The following is a 17714-nucleotide window of genomic DNA, read 5'->3' as shown; positions in this document are numbered from 1 at the left end:
TCAGTATCTGTTCTCATCTCTCATCAAGAGCCGCGATCAATCCATCTGGGATCAGGACAGATATAATCTATGTACGTCATGATCGCCCCCTGTATTCTGGATCCCTCCCTCCGGGCAGAGGGGATTACACGGGAAGAGGATCTCAGGGCATATGAACGATGCCTCAGGCGATGTTCGGTATTCGGGCTTGAGATCGTTCCACTTCCCTGTGCTGAGACGCTGTACCTTGGGAGGAACCGTCCCCCCGGGACATACACCGAACGGCTCGATACGCCTGAATTCTCTTCCCTCCTCGACCGGCTCGAATCTGAGGTTCGGCAGATCATTCTTGAAAAGGGTGAGCCGCTCTGCATCGTCGGGGTTGACTCCTCACCTGCATGCGGGGTGAATACCACATGGTACAGCCCTGAAGGGAAGATAGACCATCGGGGAGCGTTCCTCTCACGATTCCCCGATATCCCGTCAACAGATGTCTATGACTTCGCCCGGTACAGGGTCTATCTCGCCGCCCCACTCTTTTCGGAAGCGGAACGGAGGTACAATGAGTTCATCCGTGATATCCTTGCCACCCACTGCTTTGAGGTCTATCTCCCCCAGGAGGCGGGTGATGACTCGGCATCCCGGCATCATCAGACGATGCAGGAGATCTTTGCATCTCATGCCGAGGCGCTCAGGAGTACCGACTGGGTGGTTGGTATCGTCGATGGTGCGGATGCGGACTCAGGGACCGCATGGGAGATGGGGTATGCCCATGCCCTTGGGATCCCGGTTGTTGCTCTCCGGACCGACTTCCGGAGTGCAGGTCATCATGAGCATGTCAACCTGATGCTCGAACAGTCATCGACTGTGGTGACGAGAAGAGAGGATCTTCCGGCGGCTCTTCTCTCTCCCCTGCATCATTGAGTCTTCAGGAGCGTTCTCCTCTCCCCGGGAGCTCTCCAAGGGATTGGAAGAGATCCCAGACCTCTGAAAAGACCGGAACGCTCCCCCGTCTCAGGACCGGGATGGCAGGCCGGACCGAGTCTCCTCCCGGAAAGGCGGCAAGAACCATATTATCCGTATGATCTGAGAACCGGACGATCTCAAGGGCGATCTGTCTGGGATCGGCAATCGCCGTTGGTGCGGAGATAATGATTGCGATATCCCAGAAATCCTGATTCTCAAGGAGGATATCGAGGACGGCGGCGAACCTCCCCGCCGTCGCGTCACCGATCATATCGACGGGGTTTCGTCCGCTCCATCCGGGAGGGAGGACCTCGTCCATTCGCTGGTGTGCCTCTGCCGGGAGATCGATCAGTTCAACTCCGGCGGCATCGGCATAATCAGATGAGAGGACTGCAAATCCTCCAGCGCTTGTTATGACCACTCCCCGCCTCCCCTTCGGGTATCCCTGGTCGGCGATGATCCCGCCGATCTGAAATGCTGATCGGATCGACTCTGCGGGAACGACGCCTGCCTGCCGGAATGCTGCCCTGTATGTCTGGTAATCCCCGGTAAGTGATCCGGTATGCGATGCCGCGGCAGCCTGGCCGATCCGGGAACTCCCTGCCTTGATGGCGATCACCGGCTTCATCCCGGCAACCTGGCGAACCGACTCCAGAAACCTTTTTCCATCCCGGATCTCCTCGATATAGAGGACAATGGCCCCGGTTCCATCATCCCGGGAGAGGAGATCGATATACTCGACGAATCCGATATCAGACTGGTTGCCGACACTGATCACCGCAGAGAACCCGATCTCCTCTGCAGCGGCCCAGTCAACGATGGTGGTGATCAATGCCCCGCTCTGTGATATGAATCCAAAAGGTCCCGGCCGCGGAGAATTATTCCCGAAGGTTGTGTTGATCTCAGCAGGCGGCACCATGATACCAAGGCTGTTTGGCCCGACGATTCGAAGATCATATGACCGGGCGATGGCAAGCATCTCCTCTTCAAGCCGTTCTCCTTCAGCCCCTGCCTCTTTAAATCCATAGGAGATGACAACGGCAACCTTCACCCCTTTCTCTCCGCACTCTTTGATGATCCCCGGAACAATTCTGGCGGGAACTGCAATCACCGCCATATCGACAGCCCCGGGAATATCGGTGATCGCCGGGTATGCCCTTCTCCCGAGGATTCGGTCATGCTTTGGGTTAACCGGATAGAGCTCACCGGGAAACGGGAGGAGGTTCCGGGTGATGGTATAGCCGATCTTCGTCTGGTTTGGAGATGCACCGATGACTGCGATCGAACCTGCCTTCAGAATGCAGTCCGAAAGAGGCCGGATCTCCGGAATATCCTCATTTAAAACGTCTCCTGTGATAAACCTGATATCCACGGCAACAGCCCCTTTCTCATGGAGAATGAGAGGATTGATGTCAAATTCGGTATACTCGGGATGGTCAAGGAAGAGGCGTCCGGCTGCGTTGATCACAGAAATGAGAGCCTCTTCATCCCGGGGTGGTTCATCCCGGAATCCTTCGATGAGGCGGTACCCCCGTATCTCCCGTATCATTGATCGGATCTCCTCCTCATCGATGGGGAGGACCCGGATCGCGGTATCCCGGAGGAGTTCTACGAGTTTGCCGCCCATACCAACGGTTATCGTCTTTCCAAAGGTGGGATCCGTTGATCCCCCGATGAGTATCTCAAGGCCCGCAGGCACCTCCTCCTCGATCCGAACCCCGGTGATCCGGGCATCTGGCCGCAGCCTCTTTACCCTCATAAGGAGATCCCGGTATCCTTCCCGGAGCTGTTCCTCACCCTCTATCCCAACGATAACACCGGCAACATCACTCTTATGCACGATATCCGGGGACTCGATCTTCAGAACGACCGGATACCCGATCCTGCCGCCAATCGCTGCCGCTTCATCTTCATCTCCGGCAAGCTCCTCTTCCGGCACCCGTATTCCATATTCTGCAAGGATGGAGTATGCCTCACGTCCGGAAACAACCTTCTCAGCCATATCTGAACGGAGATATGGCGGCAGTACTTTTTATTCTATCCTGATAATAGCAGAGGGACGATGATACCCGTTCTTGAGATACTCCTTCTCCTTGCAGTAGCGAAGGCAGCAGGAGAGCTGGCCGAGCGTATCGGATACCCCGGACTTGTCGGCGAGATAGGAGCGGGTCTTATCCTTGGTCCGTCAATCCTTGGGCTCATCGAACCTGGTGTTGTCATTGAAGCACTTGCCGATCTCGGTCTGATCCTTCTTCTCTTCCTCTCCGGGGTGCAGACTGATCTCAAAAACCTCGCATCTGCCGAGATGGCGGGATCGGCGACTGCTGTTGGGGGCATCATGATCCCTCTCCTCCTCGGTTCCGCCCTTGGTCTCTTCTTTGGAATGGATTCCCTCACTGCGATCTTTCTCGGTGTCGTCCTCTCGATCACCTCCATCGGGATATCAATTCGGACCCTCGTCGATGAACATGCCCTGAGTACTCCGGTTGGAAGCATCATCATAACAACCGCAGTCATCGATGATATCATCGGTATCCTGCTGCTGGCATTTCTGATGGCGATCGCATTTGGAGACGGTATCGTCACGGTACTTGGGGTGGCGGCCGCAGGCATCATCTTCATCATTCTGATGGTCACTGTGGCCCCGTCTCTCCTTGGATCTTTCTATGGACGTATCAGGCGGGGGGCATCCCATGAGACTGCATTCTCAGCAGTCATCTGTCTGGCACTTGGAGGGGCGGCCCTGACATCTCTTCTCGGGCTTCATCTTGCCATCGGGGCATTCTTCGTCGGTCTGGCACTCAGCGACCGGATACGGCCCGACCGTACAATTGAGGGAAGCCTCTCGGATCTGGCGGGGGGCTTCCTCATCACCATATTCTTTGCCTCCATCGGCCTCTCGCTTCTTATCTCTGTCAGTACATTCATCGATCCGCTCCTCCTTCCGCTTATTGTGGTGGCATTCATCAGTAAGATCCTCGGGGGATATCTCGGCTCACGCCGGTTCCTCCCTGATTCCCTCAGTGCACTGCTAGTTGGTATTGGTATCACGCCACGCGGTGAGATGGCCCTCGTCGTCGCGACGGTTGCTCTTGCAGGAGGGTTTATTACAGACAGCCTCTATGCCACAGTAACGATGATGGTGGTTATAACTGTCCTCATCTCGCCTGTTTTCTTACGATGGGGGTTCAAAGCTCACCGACAAGCCGGAGATGCCTGATGATGTGGCATATCTCGATCCTTCCCGTCACCCTGCCTGCGTCGTCGGTGACGATGAGATCTCCATGACGGTTTCGCTCCATCTGTTTCATCGCGTTGATGACCGAATCGTCCTGATGAATGGTGATATGGCCTCTGCTCATGATCTCACGTGCTGTTGCCCCCTCTTTCTTCAGATGGCAGGTGATGCACCGGTGCGATCCCCCGCTCCGTACACCGATCGAAGGGAGGATTGATCCGATCAGATCAAGCGGGGTGACGACGCCAAGAAAGATTCCCTCAGGAGTTGTTACCGGAAGATCGCCGCATCCTTCCTCAGATCCAAGGATGATGAGGTCACGGACGGGCGTCTCCGGGGTGATGGTCCGGATAACACGGGTCATAATCGAGCTGACTGGAGCCGGGTTTCCCTCGGGTTCATCGGATGGTGACATACAGGTACCTCAGATTCTCTGATGGTACCGTATCAGAAAAAAAGGTTCTGTAGGTTTTTATCTCCGCCGTGCAACGACGAAGATCATGCCAAGGAGAGCAACTGCCCCGATGGCGGTGATCGGAAGTGCTGCAGCCGGCTCGGGTGTCGGTGCCGCCTGTGGGTTGAGTGTCGCAACGACCTGTGCGGTCTCACCGGCAGTCACTGCAACGGTGCTCGTCCAGTCAGTATACCCCTGCATCTTTACTGTCACCGAATGAGTCCCGGGTTCAATATCAGGGACGATGACCGGTGCATATCCGCGGAAGAGGTTGTCAAGATAGACCTCGGCACCGCCTGGTGCGGAATTGAAGCTCACTTTGCCGGTCGTCGCCGGGGATGAGGCCGGTGTCAGGGTTGCCGTTACGTACTTCAGGGTCCCGCCGGTCACGGTGGCACTTGTTGTGTAGTCGTTGTATCCCGGCTTTCTCAGGGTGATCGAATGTGTACCGACCGGGATATCGATGATATCAAAGTAGTCGTTTGCAAAGGTTGTCCCCTGGAAATTTCCGTCAAGGTAGATGGATGCTCCTGAGGGGAATGACTGTACACCAATCGAACCTGTTGTCGGGGTCGTCCTTGAGAGCTGGGCATTTACGTTTGTTGTCTGTCCTGCGTAAATCTGTATGTTCGACCTGTAGGCACTGTATCCTGCCAGGCGAAGTTCAATGGTATGCGATCCGACGTTGAGGTTTCCAACCGTCATCGGCGCATATCCCCGGTAGCTCCCATCAACATAGACATCAGCCCCTGATGGATTGGAGGTGACTGCGAGGAATCCGGTGGATGGGGGGTTTGGTGTCAGGGCTGCATAGATGGGGCTCGTCTGCCCGGAGTATGCAGTATATGTCCCTGCCCAGGATTCATACCCGGCAAGCTCTATCTGAACCCGGTGGGTGGTCCCTGATGTGACGCTCCGGGTAATGGGTGTTGTTCCGACATAATGGCCATCAATCCTTACAGTAGCTCCGCGTGGCTGAGAGTCGATGGAGAAGTATCCCTCTGGTGAGGGTGTCGGCGTTGGTGCTATCGGCTGGAGGACTGCATGGACATAGGCTGTCTCTCCTGCACCGACTGATGGTGCCGGAGTGGAGTATGTCTTGTATCCGGACATCGAGACGACGATCTGTCCGCCCGGAGTCCCTGTTGTATAGATTTTGATATCAACAGGGGTGCTTCCTTCATACTGGCCATCGTAGTTCACATTGGCCCCGCTCGGATCAGATGTGACCGAGATGATCCCGACATCGCCACCGAGCTGGGCGGCGGCCGGGGTTGCCGATGCAATGAGCAGTACTGCCATTGCAATGATGATAAGAGAGAGTTCTTTCTGCATGGAATTTCCCAGTATAACAGATGATAAAAGGAAAATATATAGCTATCGCATCTTTCTGCTCAGGATCAATTTATATGATTGGGGGGTGTACAATTTCTCATAGACCTTCTGATCAGTTATTATCCCGGCAGAGGGTGCGGATGGTGATTTTGTATGGATGGATATATCGAGATTGTTGATTTTGAACTTGGCGGGGAACATTATGCACTTGATATCCATCTCGTCCGCGAGATCGTCGAGATGAAGCCGATCACAGAGATCCCCCGGACACCGCCCTATATTAAAGGAATTATGAACCTCCGGGGTGAGATAACGACGATCCTCTCCTTAAATGAACTTCTCTCCGTTCCTGAAAAGATGGATGGGGATCGGAAGATCATCGTCCTCGTCCCGGAGACATCACAAGGATCCAATGTCGGGATGATCGTTGATGATGTTCATTCGGTGATGCATGTTCCGGAGTCTGATATCGATCTCTCCCGGGAAGGATACGGCGATGAGGTGACGGACTATCTCCGGGGCATCATCAAGATCAGACGGGAAGGGGGAGGGGAGGAGGATGAGCTGACCAGCCTCATCCTCTGGCTTGATATGAAACGCCTCCTTGAGAATTTCTTTGCCGATGCTGCCCGAACCTAACGTCTCAGCCTGTACCCGATAAGAAGCCCGGCTCCCGCAAGTGCAGTCCACCATCCTGCCGCTTCAGTCGCCGGTGGAACTGTCGTCTCCGGAGGTTCAGGCATCAGGACCGGGGTGAGATTTGTCACCAGAGATGTCGTCCGGCCATCATAGATGGTAATATCCATGATCAGGGGTTCGTATCCGTCATGGGTGACCACCAGATGATAGCCTCCCGGAGGCAGCGATATGCCAAGTGGTGTCTCTCCCTGGTATTCAGAGTCGATCTCCACCTGTGCACCATATGGCGAGACGGTCACCTGAAGCGAGCCCCGTTCCTCAGTGAGAGTAAGGCGACCCGTCTCACCGATCACCGCTTCCATGGCCGCTGCGTTTGGGAGCAGGAGAACGGCGATGAGGAGTACTGCGACTGCTGTTCTGTACATGTGATGAGGTATAGCCTTTTCCGGATAATGCTCTTTCCCTCCTCTCCGGCGGGACGAGACACTCTTTCCCTTCCCCGATGAGATCCCTCCTCCCGGCAGAGATGAGTCCTTCACGGACGAGTGGATAATTGGCGGGATCCATATATCTGAGAAGAGCACGCTGGATCTGCCGTTCACGTCCTTTCGGGACATGAACCTCCTCCCCGGTCATCGGATCGATCCCTGTGTGGTACATCGCGGTCGATCGCGTCATCGGGGTCGGCGTAAAGTCCTGAACCTGTTGTGGGGCAAGTCCGGTCTGCCTGATATATTTGGCCAGCTCGATCATATCCGGAATAGTACATCCCGGGTGTGATGAGATCCAGTAGGGAATCAGGTACTGCTTCCCCTTGCCTTTGGGTTGGATTTCAGCAAATCTCTTACGAAATTCTTCGAATGAGTCCTTGTCCGGCTTGTTCATCAGTCGTGTCACATGAGGGGTGATATGTTCGGGTGCGACCTTTAACTGGCCGGAGACATGGTGGCGGACCAGTTCTTCGATGTACTCTGATCGGTCAGCGATGGCGAGATCGAACCGGACTCCTGATCCGCAGAAGAGATGTTTTACCCCCGGTATCTCCCGCAGCCGTTTCAGGAGACGGACAAGGGGCGTATGATCGATGGTCAGTGACGGGCAGTCCGGTCCGCAATCCCGATCCGGGCAGGTCCCTCTCTTCAGCCATTTCGGGCAGGAGAGGCCGTACATATTTGCCGACGGCCCCCCGACATCCTGAATCGTCCCTTTGAAGGATCGCATCCGGGTGATATCCTCAATCTCGGCTGCTATCATGTCTTCGCTCCTGGAGGTGACGATCCTCCCCTGGTGATGAGCGAGTGCGCAGAACGAGCAGTTTCCAAAACATCCCCGATGGCTGATAACCGAGAATCGGACCGTTTCAAGTGCAGGTATTGGTTCTTTATAGGAGGGATGGGCAGATCGGGTGAAGGGGTGGTCATAGATTGCATCGATCGTGGCAGTCGTCGGGGGAAGGCGGGGCGGGTTCTGGATGATGACCGTCTTTGGATGTGGCTGGGCGATGGTCCTGCCACGGACGGGATCCTGCTCTTCTGCGTATGCGGCATAGGCCCGTGCATAGGCAGCGGGGTCATCCCGAACCCCGGGATAACCGGGGAGGAGAACCATTCCGGTGGTATCGGTCGTTCTGAACTCTGCAACCGGCATCGTCCAGCAGGTTCCCCTGAGATCCCGGATGGATCGAATCGCTTCTCCTGCCGCCATCCGGTCCGCGATGGCGATCAGGGTCTCCTCTCCCATTCCATAGACGAGGAGATCGGCGGGGGCGTCTGCCAGGATCGACTGGCGCACGCTGTCTGACCAGTAGTCATAGTGTGCGAACCGCCGGAGACTCGCCTCAATCCCTCCAATCACGATACCGGTGCCGGGAGCGATGGATCGGAGCAGGTTTGCATAGACGATCGTTGCCCTATCGGGCCGTCGGGGAATGCCGCCGGGAGAATAGGCATCCTCTCTTCGCCGCTTCTTGTTCGGGCTGAATGCATTGACCATCGAGTCGACATTCCCGGCAGATATGGCGAAGAAGAAGCGGGGGATGCCAAGTTGTGTGAGATCATGATCTGATCGCCAGTCCGGCTGGGCGATGATCCCGACGGTATATCCGGCACCCCAGAGGTTCCTGCCAAGGATCGCGGCGGCAAAGGAGGGATGATCGACGTAGGCATCCCCGGAGACGATGATGATGTCAAATCTCTCGATCCCGAGCTTCTCCTTCTCTCTGGGTGTCATCGGAAGGAACGCTGGCTCCGGTATCGGGTTCATAACTGATCACGCATCTCTGAGGACCTCAGGGTGAGGATAAATGCCGATCCCTTCTCCGGATGCCCTGGAATCCTGTTATCTACCCGGATACCTCCCCCATACCGGGATGCAAGGGTCCTGCAGAGGAAGAGCCCTATTCCAAGTCCACGCGATACAGTGGATAGTCTGGTGTACCGCTCAAAGAGGCGCCTCTTATCCTGATCCGGGATGCCCGGACCATCGTCTGCCACGGTGATGATGACCCTGTCACCTCTCATCTCAGTGGTAACCTCGATCATGACATCTGGTCCTCCGTGCTTCTTCGCATTTGAGAAGAGGTTCGTAAATATCCCTGAGATGAGGTCATCTGCAATGACGGATACGCCGGACTCCGTCAACCTGAAGTTAGTACGCGGTGGTACAGCTCCTTTGATGATTGGATCAAGGGCGACCGGCCTGAAGCTCTCGCCGCCTCTCTCCCTGATCCGCCGGATCATCATAACATTCTGATGGATCTCTGCGGCTGACTTCAGTGCTGATCGGATGATCCCTGCATGCTGGCACCTCTCCTCGCCCTCGGCATCCATCATAAGGTCGAGTCCCGCCTCGATTGCCATATGGGCGTTATTGACATCATGGATGAGGATGTCAAGGAAGAGGTTAGCCATATCATGAGCATCCCTCACCTCCTCCTTGATTCTTTGCGCCTGGATAGCGCCTCCTATCTCCCTTCCGATACCGATAAGATGAGACTGTTCATCCGGATCAACGATCTCCTCTCCAATTTTGTAGATGTTGATCGATCCATGGATCGTCCCGTCTGCTATGAGGGGGATGATGATTGCTCTGGTGGGTGCGATTCTCGTGGCATACTCTGCAAATCCGGTGACCTCGGGGCATTTGAGATTCAGAATATCACAGAAGATCGCCTCTCCTCTCTGGTAGACGGCAGCATATGGCTCTTTATCGAGAGGTAACCGTTCATATTCCGAAAGTTCATCAAGGCAGTCTTGCGGAGCACGTATGACCATGAGAGCTGCTTCACCCGCATCATGGTCTGTGAGATATATCGAAATGATCGAGAGCCCGAATATGCTATTGAGCTCATCAGCAATGATCGTCAGGGCATCCTCGAGCTTCTCTTCACGGTGGATTGCAGTGATAACGGTGTTTGTCATCGTCAGGAGGCGGTTCTGGGATTCAATCCTCCGCCCGGCATCAAGGAGCGGGGTCACATCCCTGACGGTGGCAACGATCCGGCTCCTCTTACCAACCCGGATTGGCGTGAGGGTGACACTCGTCTCCCGCTCGATTCCGCCTGCAGCACGATGAACCCAGAAGGCTTTTATCGGCCCCTTCCCGGCCTCTCCAAGAAGATGATGCATCTTGTCTTCAGCTCTTATCCCGTCAGGCTGATATTCCGGGGAGAGTTCGGCAGGTGTTCTTCCTATGAGCTGGTCAGGTGGTACCCCGAAGAACTCGCCAGCAGCAGTGTTGGCTTCGGCGATCCGATCCCGATCAAGGAGAAGGATGATCTCCGGTGCTGATAGAAAGATCTCACGATAAAGTGCTGCCGCATCTATCGGCGCCTCTCCGGGCTTGCCGGGATCGTTACTGGCCGCATGATAATATTGTTCGTTTCCAGGGAAGGTTTCGCTGATGATCTCTTTTAGCCTCTGTTCAAAGAAAAAGGTTCTGAACGTTCTTCTTCCCCTGCCGATACGACAGCGGTAATGGTCCCGGATTCATCCCTGATAACTGTATTATGCCACCAGATCTCGCGAATCTCCCCTTTTCGATCGATGATGGGGTTCCTCTCACGTGATCGCGGCTCAACGCCGGATTCGACGAGGTGGTTGAACCTCTCCCGCAGCTGATCCCGGATATTCTCAGGGACGACGGTTTCAAACCAGTCGGCACCGATGAGTTCATCTTCTGTGTACCCAAGGATTGCCGATCCCTTTTTGTTGATCATCCGTACGGTTCCGTCCCGGCTGATGACGGCGATCAGGACACCGGCCAGCTGGAGATAACTGTTAGCACAATCGCGTTCTTCTTTCAGCCTTTCTTCTGCAATGAGGCGTGAAAACCCGGTCTTTGTCAGTGCCTGAAGGGAGAGTATCCTGGAATTGATTTCCGGTCGCATCACCCTCTCATGATCTGATCCAAGAATAACGGAGAGGGAGATCGCCTCCTCGCGCACGATAGGAATGATCAGAAGCGATTCTATGCCGGATCCAAAGATCTCCGGGGATGGCCTCTCAAGATGCCGGATTTCTCCATAAAGATACTCATCTGCATCTGGGGGGAGGGTCTCCGGGAGGAGATCCTCCCCGGCACATCCAAGTGATCGTATCTCATCGCTTCCGTTGCGCCGGAAGACTCTTCCAGCCTTCATGCCGGAGACTGCGAGAAACGCATCAAGACAGGGTACGGCCGCCTCCCTGAATGAGGCCGCCCCCTCAAAGCGGAGGGCAAGGTCCCGCTCAATAAGAATACGTTCGGCTTCCTGCCGCTCTTCGGTGATATCCCTGCTGATGCTGAGAATGTAGCGCATATCTCCGCATGAAGAGAAGATCGGAATCTTCTTTGTACTGAGGGTTCTGGATCCATTTCCGTCGTCTCTGATCTCCACGACCAGTTCAAGGGTCTCTCCTGATGCCATGACGGTCGCCGTCGTCTCCTGCCATGATCCGGCGAGGAGATCCGGGAAGATCTTCTCAGCCTTCTGCCCGGTGAGAAACTCCCTCGGGACTCCGATGAACTCCTCAGCTGCACGGTTGAAGAAGACGAGGGTGTGATTCTCCAGCTCCTCGACGGTGACGATATCGGGGATGTTCTCTACAATGGAGTTGAGAAAGGTCTTCCATTGTTTCACATGCTTGAGGGCCCGGTTTCTTTCAGTGACGTTTCTGAAGGCACCCCTGTATCCGAGGAAGACGGGGTTGCCCTCTGCATCTGATAAGGTGATCGGTGCTCCTGAGAGTTCAATGATGATCGCGGCCCCGTCCGGCCGTCGGAAGCTGCATTCGATCAGCGGCCAGGGCTGTCCGGCACTGATGGATGGTTGGAGCCTTCTTCGAAACTCCCGTGCCTCGAGGGGATCCATAAAGTCGGTGAACTTCCTCCCGTTCATCTCTTCAGGAACAATCCCGCAGACCGCCTCTGATCGCGGGCTGATATAGGTGATGGTACCGGTCTCATCCGTTGACCAGATCACATCGCTGATATCAGATACAAGTGTCCGGAAGAGCTCTTCGCTCTGCCGGAGCGCCTCCTCTGCCTTCTTCTGTTCGGTGATATCCTCAAGGATGACGGTGATGCCGGGTGTGCCGTCATCAAAGACGGTTGGAAAGACCTTCTGCCGGAAGAGGTGTTCATTTCCTCCTTTCATCAGGCGGATCACCTCATCTGATCCGGATCTCCCGTTACTCTCTCTGATATAGTTCTTCAGTGCCGGATGGGAGAAGATGATGAGCGGTGTCTCATCAAGGCTCTTTCCGATGACCTCCTCGCGTATTGCACCGCAGAATGCGAGGATCTGATCATTTGCCAGGATGAGGGAGGCATGCTGATCGAGGACCATGACGAGATCCGAGGCTATGTTGAGCATCGCTCCAATCGGTACCCTCTGGGAGAGGAAGAAGACCTTTGCCTTGCCGAATGTCCGCATCTCCACCTGCCCCCCGATGAGGAGCATATCCAGGTACCGGGCCGCGGTGTTTCGGTTAATCGAGATGGCATCAGCGATCTCACCGACAGACATCCCGCGCGGATTACCTCTCAGCAGTTCGGTGATACGGGTGACCTCAGCAGGGTACGATGGCATTACTCAGGATATCGTTGGATTTCGATAAAACCATTTCGACATTGCACGGCGTCACAATGAGCATCAATGCATGGCATTGAGAGAAATCTTTATATTCTCAAATATCGATGATCGTAATGGACAATCCGGATCGGTCCGATTCGGATATCGCCCATCCAGCAGATGAAGGCGTGCGTCCTGCCCCCGGTCTTGATCACCCACATGAATTCAAGGCACACAATTCACCCATAGACCCGGCTACACACCTCTCAAGCGATCACACACAATTGTTCTCTGATCACTTCGGGTCACCACTTTCGATCAGACCGGGGGCACGCCACCTTCCCACCAGTCAATATTTCCTGTGCCGTGCGGGCATGTATCAATCACCTCTCTCTCTCTCTCTCTTCCTTTTTTTTATTCTCGAGTGTGCAGAAAAGATTCATTTCGTCGCTCCTCTGAAGAGGCGAAAAGGGGGAAAAAGGATAAGGGATTCTTCTCAGAGTAGTTTGTACTTTGTCGTCCTCTGGACAAGCTTTCGGCCGATATCTTCTGAGATCCGGCTCATCACCTTTGGATCAAGGTATCCTGCCTCGCTCCCGCCTGCCTCAACGGAGACATCATCGGAGAACATCGTTCCTCCAAGGTCATCCCCCCCGGCAAGGAGTGCGATCTGGGTGAGCTTGATCCCAAACTTCCCCCATGGAACCTGAATATGATCGAAGTTATCCAGGAAGAGGCGGGATACGGCGATCATCAGGAGGTCTTCCCGGCCGGTTGCTCCTGCCGGAGCAAGCCCCTTCTCATAGAGTGCCGTGTTCTGGTGGAGATAGGAGAGGGGGACAAGTTCGGTGAACCCTCCGGTCTCGTCCTGGATGGTTCGCAGAATATCAAGGTGGGTGATCCGATCCCGTGGGTTCTCTGCGGATCCATACATGATCGTTGATGTGCTCATGATCCCCATGTCATGCGCCTCTTTGATGATCCGAATCCAAGTGGCTGTATCCACCTTCGCCGGGCAGATCACCTTCCGGACACTATCGACGAGGATCTCAGCAGCGGTTCCCTGGAGGGTTCCAAGCCCTGCATCCCTCAGCCGCTCAAGCACTTCACCTGTTGAAACCCCGCTCTTTCGTGCGATGTAATGAACCTCATCGGGGCTTGCGGTATGGATATCGATGCCGGGAGCGGTCTCATGGACGGTCCGGATGATATCTTCATAGCTGTCGATGGTATAATCGGGGTGAACGCCCGAGAGGAGGCAGATCTCGGTGATCTCCCGGGTAAGGGCGAGCTGAACCTTCTGCCGGATCCTTGCGGGATCATCGAAGAAGGCATCGGGGTCCCCTTTTCTCTTCCCGAAGGCGCAGAATCCGCAGAGATTTTTACAGATATTCGTTATATGGATATTCTGGTTTCTGACATAGGTGACCCGATCCCCGATCTTTCTCAGGCGAAGCTCATCTGCAGCTGCAGAGACATCAAATATCTCCCGTCCTTTGACGTTGAGCAGATGGAGGCCCTCTTCAGGGGTAAGCCGGTGGCCCCCCAGGCAGTCGTCGAGTATTTGCTTTGTCTGTATCATCGTTTATCTCTCCTCACTCCTTCGTCTCCTTGATGCGATCAGTTCCTGGATGATAATAATGGCGACGACGACGGCTGCAAATTTCCAGATGTTGAGTGGAAGGTACCCGATGAGAGGGATCCGAAAGACCGCCTTTCCGATGATCCATTCATCCCTGACCGGCTCGATCCTCCCAAGGCCCGGGTGAATCGTCACCTGGTCGATGACCGGGTTGTTATCACCTTTTGTAATGATACCTCCATCAGTATTCTCGAGGCCAAGTTCAGATGCTGCGGTATCGCTATCGATCCATATGATTGCACGATGGATGATCGGGTGGACCTGCTCATTGCCGTTTGGCCGGAATATGATGACATCTCCCGGATGTCCAAACGAGGTATGCCCGATTCCTGCACCCTCTTCCGCCGTCACAAGGGATCCGAAGCGATCCGGCGCGGCAACGAAGACGAGATCCCCTATCTGCATCTCCGGGAGCATGCTCCCTGACTCGATCGTTACAACGGCAGGCCATGTTCCAAAGACGAGGAAGAGGAGAAGGGCGATTCCCCCCACGACAAGGGCAACCCAGACGAGATCACGGCCAAGCGATACAGCCGGATGGTCACTGCTCCTGAATCTCTCTATCAGGGATGTGTCAGTTTCATCTCTCGGATCCTTCTTCGTCGATCTCGTCATTGTCAAATTATATGTACAGGCTCACTCTTGATGGTTTCCTCTTATGATCTGATGGGGCTTGTCTGTATGGTGACGGGGGGCTACTTTATCACCTACCCAAACAGAAATCTAATGATACGATTATGTCCTGTACGATCATCGTAGGTGGTTTCTTTGGTGATGAGGGTAAAGGCAAGATCGTTGCCCATATCGCTCATCAGGACCATCCAACAGTTATTTCTCGTGGCGGTGTTGGTCCAAACGCCGGCCATACAGTTAAAGTAGGGGAGAAGGAATATGGTGTCCGGATGATTCCGTCCGGTTTCGTCTATCCTGATGCAAAACTCTGTATCGGTCCTGGTGTCCTCGTTGACCCCAGAGTCCTTCAGAAGGAGATAGATGAAGTCGGTGTCTCCGGGCGCGTCTTTGTTGATGGGAGATGCGGCATCATCGATGAGGAGCATATTGCCCGTGACAAATCGAGTGAGCATCTGGCAAAGAAGATCGGAAGCACCGGATCCGGATGCGGTCCTGCAAACTCGGACCGGGTACTCCGCCTCTCAAAACAGGCAAAGGATATCCCCGAACTTGCTCCGTATATCGCTGATGTTGCAGAACTGGTAAATCAGGCGATTGATAATGGCGAGACCGTTCTCATCGAAGGAACCCAGGGTTTTGGAATCTCGCTTTATTATGGGACGTACCCCTATGTGACGAGCAAGGATACCTCGGCATCCCAGATTGCAGCTGACACGGGTGTCGGTCCGACACGGGTTGATGATGTCATCGTCGTCTTCAAGGCATTCCCGACACGGGTCGGTGAGGGTCCCTTCTCAACAGAGATGAGTCTTGAGGCATCCCATTCCATGGGTATTCAGGAGTTTGGGACCGTCACTCACCGCGAACGGAGGATCGGAAACTGGGACGGTGACATGGCACGGTATTCGGCGATGATCAACGGCTGCACCCAGGTTGCCATCACCGGCATCGACCGTGTTGATCCCGATTGTTATGGAGCAACTGAGTATGATCAGCTCAGCCAGACCGCAAAAGATTTCATCCATCAGGTAGAGGTGGATGTGGGACGTCCCGTCACAATCATCTCGACCGGACCAGAACTCTCACAAATCATTGATCTGAGGAAGAAGAAATGAAGCGTTGGTTGATGGATATCCTCTGTTGTCCGGTCTGTAAGGGTGAGATTGAGCTCTCTGTTACTGAAGAGGACGGGGAGGAGATTATGGAAGGAAGCCTCCGGTGTCCGGCATGTTCTGTCGACTATCCGATCCATGAGGGGATTCCAAACCTTCTTCCACCCGAACCAGAAGGGGAGTAGTCTGCCTGTATGACTGTCATTGATGTGCATCTGAATCGGAAGGGAGTAAACAGCATCGAGGTCTCGGCACGTGAGGTACCCGTCGATGCAGGGAGTGACCTTAGAATCCGGTTTGAGAACCACGGCTCCCCCACCCATGCAACGATCAGAACACAGAACGGACAGGCATTCACCGACTTTTTTCATGAGAATATCTTTGTGGATGGCGTCATCGAGATCGCTATCCCTATTCGTGAATCCTCAGGGGACGGTATCTTTACCCTTGATATAATCACCGGATATGGAGCAAGAACGACACGGGTGAAGGTCGTGGTGAGCAAGGCATGCCCTATCGTCTGTGAAGATCCTGAGATCATCGTGGTTGAAGAGTCCCTGCTGAAGAGGTCTCCGCCACTCCTTGCCCTGATCCCCTGTATCCTGGCATGCATCATCTATCTCATCTGGCTCTCCTTCCGTGGCGCACTCCTTGCGCCTGTGGATGCATTTGCCACAGCACTCATCGTTCTCCTCCTTCTTGCCGGGGTCGTCACTGCATGCCGTTCGCCGGAATCATTCTGATCCTGGCAGTCTTTCTTGATCGGGCTGTGGGTGATCCCCATACGCCATATCATCCGGTAGCCCTCCTCGGAAGATTTATTGGATGGTGGGGAAGACCAACTGCATACCGCCGATCCCTCCAGCGGGTGGCGGGTCTCATCTTCTGGATTGCAACCGCCGCCATCGCGGTGATCCCGGCACTCCTCCTTGAATGGTATGCTCCCTGGTGGCTCTATATTCTGATTGCACCAGTGTTTTTGAAATCAACTTTTGCATGGCGTTCACTTGAAGAGCATGCCATATCGGTCGAAGAGGGGCTCTCGCGTGGGAGCGGTGAGGGGCAGAGGGCAGCAGGGATGATGGTCTCCCGAAAGACTGCCCTCCTCTCGGATGAAGAGGTCCGTTCAGCAGCGTATGAGTCGGTTGCTGAAAACCTTGTTGACTCGATCATCGCCCCGCTCTTCTGGTTTGCCCTTCTTGGTCTTCCCGGTGCTGCGATGTACCGGGCTGCCAATACGATGGATGCGATGCTCGGATACCGGGATGATCGCGAACGTCTTGGCTGGTTTTCTGCCCGTGCCGATGATATCCTCAGTTATATCCCGGCACGTATCACCGGATGCCTCCTCCTCCTCTGGTTTACAGCCCGCAGACGGGGGAGGGAGGCATATCTGGTACTCCGGCGTGATGCAGGGAAGCGTCCGGGGTTCAATGGCGGGATCCCGATGGCACTCATCGCAGGAGGGTGTGGGATCCGGTTTGAGAAGCCGGGGAGCTATAGGATTGGGGACTGTACACAAAGTCTTAAGACAGGGGGGCGATGTGTCATCGCCGCGGTACGGGGGGCGACGGTGCTTGGTCTTCTGGCTGCCATCCTATGCCTCCATCTTGCCAATCAGAATCATCTTCTATTTATTTTATAAAATATAAAAAATTAATAAA

The 17714-nt window shown here is 54.6% G+C and carries 16 protein-coding genes; 7 read left to right on the top strand and 9 right to left on the bottom strand.

Annotation, left to right across the window (positions count from 1 at the left end):
- The first annotated feature begins 69 nt into the window (after positions 1 to 69).
- Positions 70 to 903, top strand: a complete 834-nt coding sequence (locus tag RJ53_RS06400; protein WP_211530792.1) for a nucleoside 2-deoxyribosyltransferase — start codon at positions 70 to 72, stop codon at positions 901 to 903.
- 4 nt (positions 904 to 907) lie between these two features.
- On the opposite strand, the gene RJ53_RS06395 is transcribed toward RJ53_RS06400, so the two are convergent.
- Complete coding sequence (locus tag RJ53_RS06395) at positions 908 to 2947, bottom strand: acetate--CoA ligase family protein (RefSeq protein WP_211530791.1); 2040 nt, start codon at positions 2945 to 2947, stop codon at positions 908 to 910.
- 60 nt (positions 2948 to 3007) lie between these two features.
- On the opposite strand from RJ53_RS06395, the gene RJ53_RS06390 reads away from it, so the two are divergent.
- Positions 3008 to 4165 (top strand): cation:proton antiporter, encoded by a 1158-nt coding sequence (locus tag RJ53_RS06390; RefSeq protein WP_211530790.1) that lies wholly within the window; start codon positions 3008 to 3010, stop codon positions 4163 to 4165.
- Here the strand turns inward: RJ53_RS06390 and RJ53_RS06385 are convergent.
- The gene (locus RJ53_RS06385) at positions 4134 to 4598 is read right to left on the bottom strand and encodes a CBS domain-containing protein (RefSeq protein WP_211530789.1); all 465 of its coding nucleotides are present in this window, start codon (positions 4596 to 4598) and stop codon (positions 4134 to 4136) included. The two genes, RJ53_RS06390 and RJ53_RS06385, sit on opposite strands and share 32 nt — an antisense overlap.
- Before the next feature lie 57 nt (positions 4599 to 4655).
- Positions 4656 to 5972 carry a PEGA domain-containing protein gene (locus RJ53_RS06380; RefSeq protein ID WP_211530788.1) on the bottom strand — a complete coding sequence of 439 codons (1317 nt, stop codon included), beginning with the start codon at positions 5970 to 5972 and terminating at the stop codon, positions 4656 to 4658.
- Between the two features lie 153 nt (positions 5973 to 6125).
- Here RJ53_RS06380 and RJ53_RS06375 point away from each other — a divergent pair, with 153 nt between their 5' ends.
- Complete coding sequence (locus RJ53_RS06375; RefSeq protein ID WP_211530787.1) at positions 6126 to 6611, top strand: chemotaxis protein CheW; 486 nt, start codon at positions 6126 to 6128, stop codon at positions 6609 to 6611.
- Here the strand turns inward: RJ53_RS06375 and RJ53_RS06370 are convergent.
- From RJ53_RS06370 to RJ53_RS06340, 6 genes are all read right to left on the bottom strand, one after another.
- A complete protein-coding gene (locus tag RJ53_RS06370; RefSeq protein WP_211530786.1) occupies positions 6608 to 7036 on the bottom strand; it encodes a PEGA domain-containing protein in 429 nt (142 codons plus the stop codon). The genes RJ53_RS06375 and RJ53_RS06370 overlap by 4 nt on opposite strands.
- Positions 6954 to 8873: a YgiQ family radical SAM protein gene (locus RJ53_RS06365; RefSeq protein WP_211530785.1), complete on the bottom strand. Its 1920-nt coding sequence runs from the start codon at positions 8871 to 8873 to the stop codon at positions 6954 to 6956. The genes RJ53_RS06370 and RJ53_RS06365 overlap by 83 nt, the downstream gene beginning before the upstream one ends.
- Entirely contained in the window at positions 8870 to 10384 is a 1515-nt protein-coding gene (locus RJ53_RS11860) for a sensor histidine kinase (RefSeq protein ID WP_343221843.1), read from the bottom strand. The genes RJ53_RS06365 and RJ53_RS11860 overlap by 4 nt, the downstream gene beginning before the upstream one ends.
- A gap of 137 nt (positions 10385 to 10521) precedes the next feature.
- Positions 10522 to 12681, bottom strand: a complete 2160-nt coding sequence (locus RJ53_RS06350) for a PAS domain S-box protein (protein ID WP_211530782.1) — start codon at positions 12679 to 12681, stop codon at positions 10522 to 10524.
- Positions 12682 to 13159: 478 nt separating this feature from the next.
- A complete protein-coding gene (gene cofH / locus RJ53_RS06345; RefSeq protein WP_211530781.1) occupies positions 13160 to 14245 on the bottom strand; it encodes a 5-amino-6-(D-ribitylamino)uracil--L-tyrosine 4-hydroxyphenyl transferase CofH in 1086 nt (361 codons plus the stop codon).
- Positions 14246 to 14248: 3 nt separating this feature from the next.
- Positions 14249 to 14920: a S24/S26 family peptidase gene (locus RJ53_RS06340; RefSeq protein WP_211530780.1), complete on the bottom strand. Its 672-nt coding sequence runs from the start codon at positions 14918 to 14920 to the stop codon at positions 14249 to 14251.
- Between the two features lie 122 nt (positions 14921 to 15042).
- On the opposite strand from RJ53_RS06340, the gene RJ53_RS06335 reads away from it, so the two are divergent.
- The 4 genes from RJ53_RS06335 to cbiB are packed head-to-tail and all read left to right on the top strand — an operon-like array spanning position 15043 to position 17695.
- The gene (locus RJ53_RS06335) at positions 15043 to 16053 is read left to right on the top strand and encodes an adenylosuccinate synthetase (RefSeq protein WP_211530779.1); all 1011 of its coding nucleotides are present in this window, start codon (positions 15043 to 15045) and stop codon (positions 16051 to 16053) included.
- Positions 16050 to 16235: a methytransferase partner Trm112 gene (locus tag RJ53_RS06330; RefSeq protein WP_211530778.1), complete on the top strand. Its 186-nt coding sequence runs from the start codon at positions 16050 to 16052 to the stop codon at positions 16233 to 16235. The genes RJ53_RS06335 and RJ53_RS06330 overlap by 4 nt, the downstream gene beginning before the upstream one ends.
- A gap of 9 nt (positions 16236 to 16244) precedes the next feature.
- Entirely contained in the window at positions 16245 to 16793 is a 549-nt protein-coding gene (locus tag RJ53_RS06325) for a DUF7524 family protein (protein ID WP_211530777.1), read from the top strand.
- A complete protein-coding gene (gene cbiB, locus RJ53_RS06320) occupies positions 16769 to 17695 on the top strand; it encodes an adenosylcobinamide-phosphate synthase CbiB (RefSeq protein ID WP_211530776.1) in 927 nt (308 codons plus the stop codon). Before RJ53_RS06325 ends, cbiB begins: the two co-directional genes overlap by 25 nt.
- The last annotated feature ends 19 nt before the right edge of the window (positions 17696 to 17714 follow it).

The organism is Methanocalculus chunghsingensis (assembly GCF_018132105.1).
In the GTDB taxonomy this organism is placed as follows: Archaea; Halobacteriota; Methanomicrobia; order Methanomicrobiales; family Methanocorpusculaceae; genus Methanocalculus; species Methanocalculus chunghsingensis.
The sequence above is the reverse complement of the archived record's forward strand: the minus strand, read 5'-3'. Positions and strand labels throughout refer to the sequence as shown.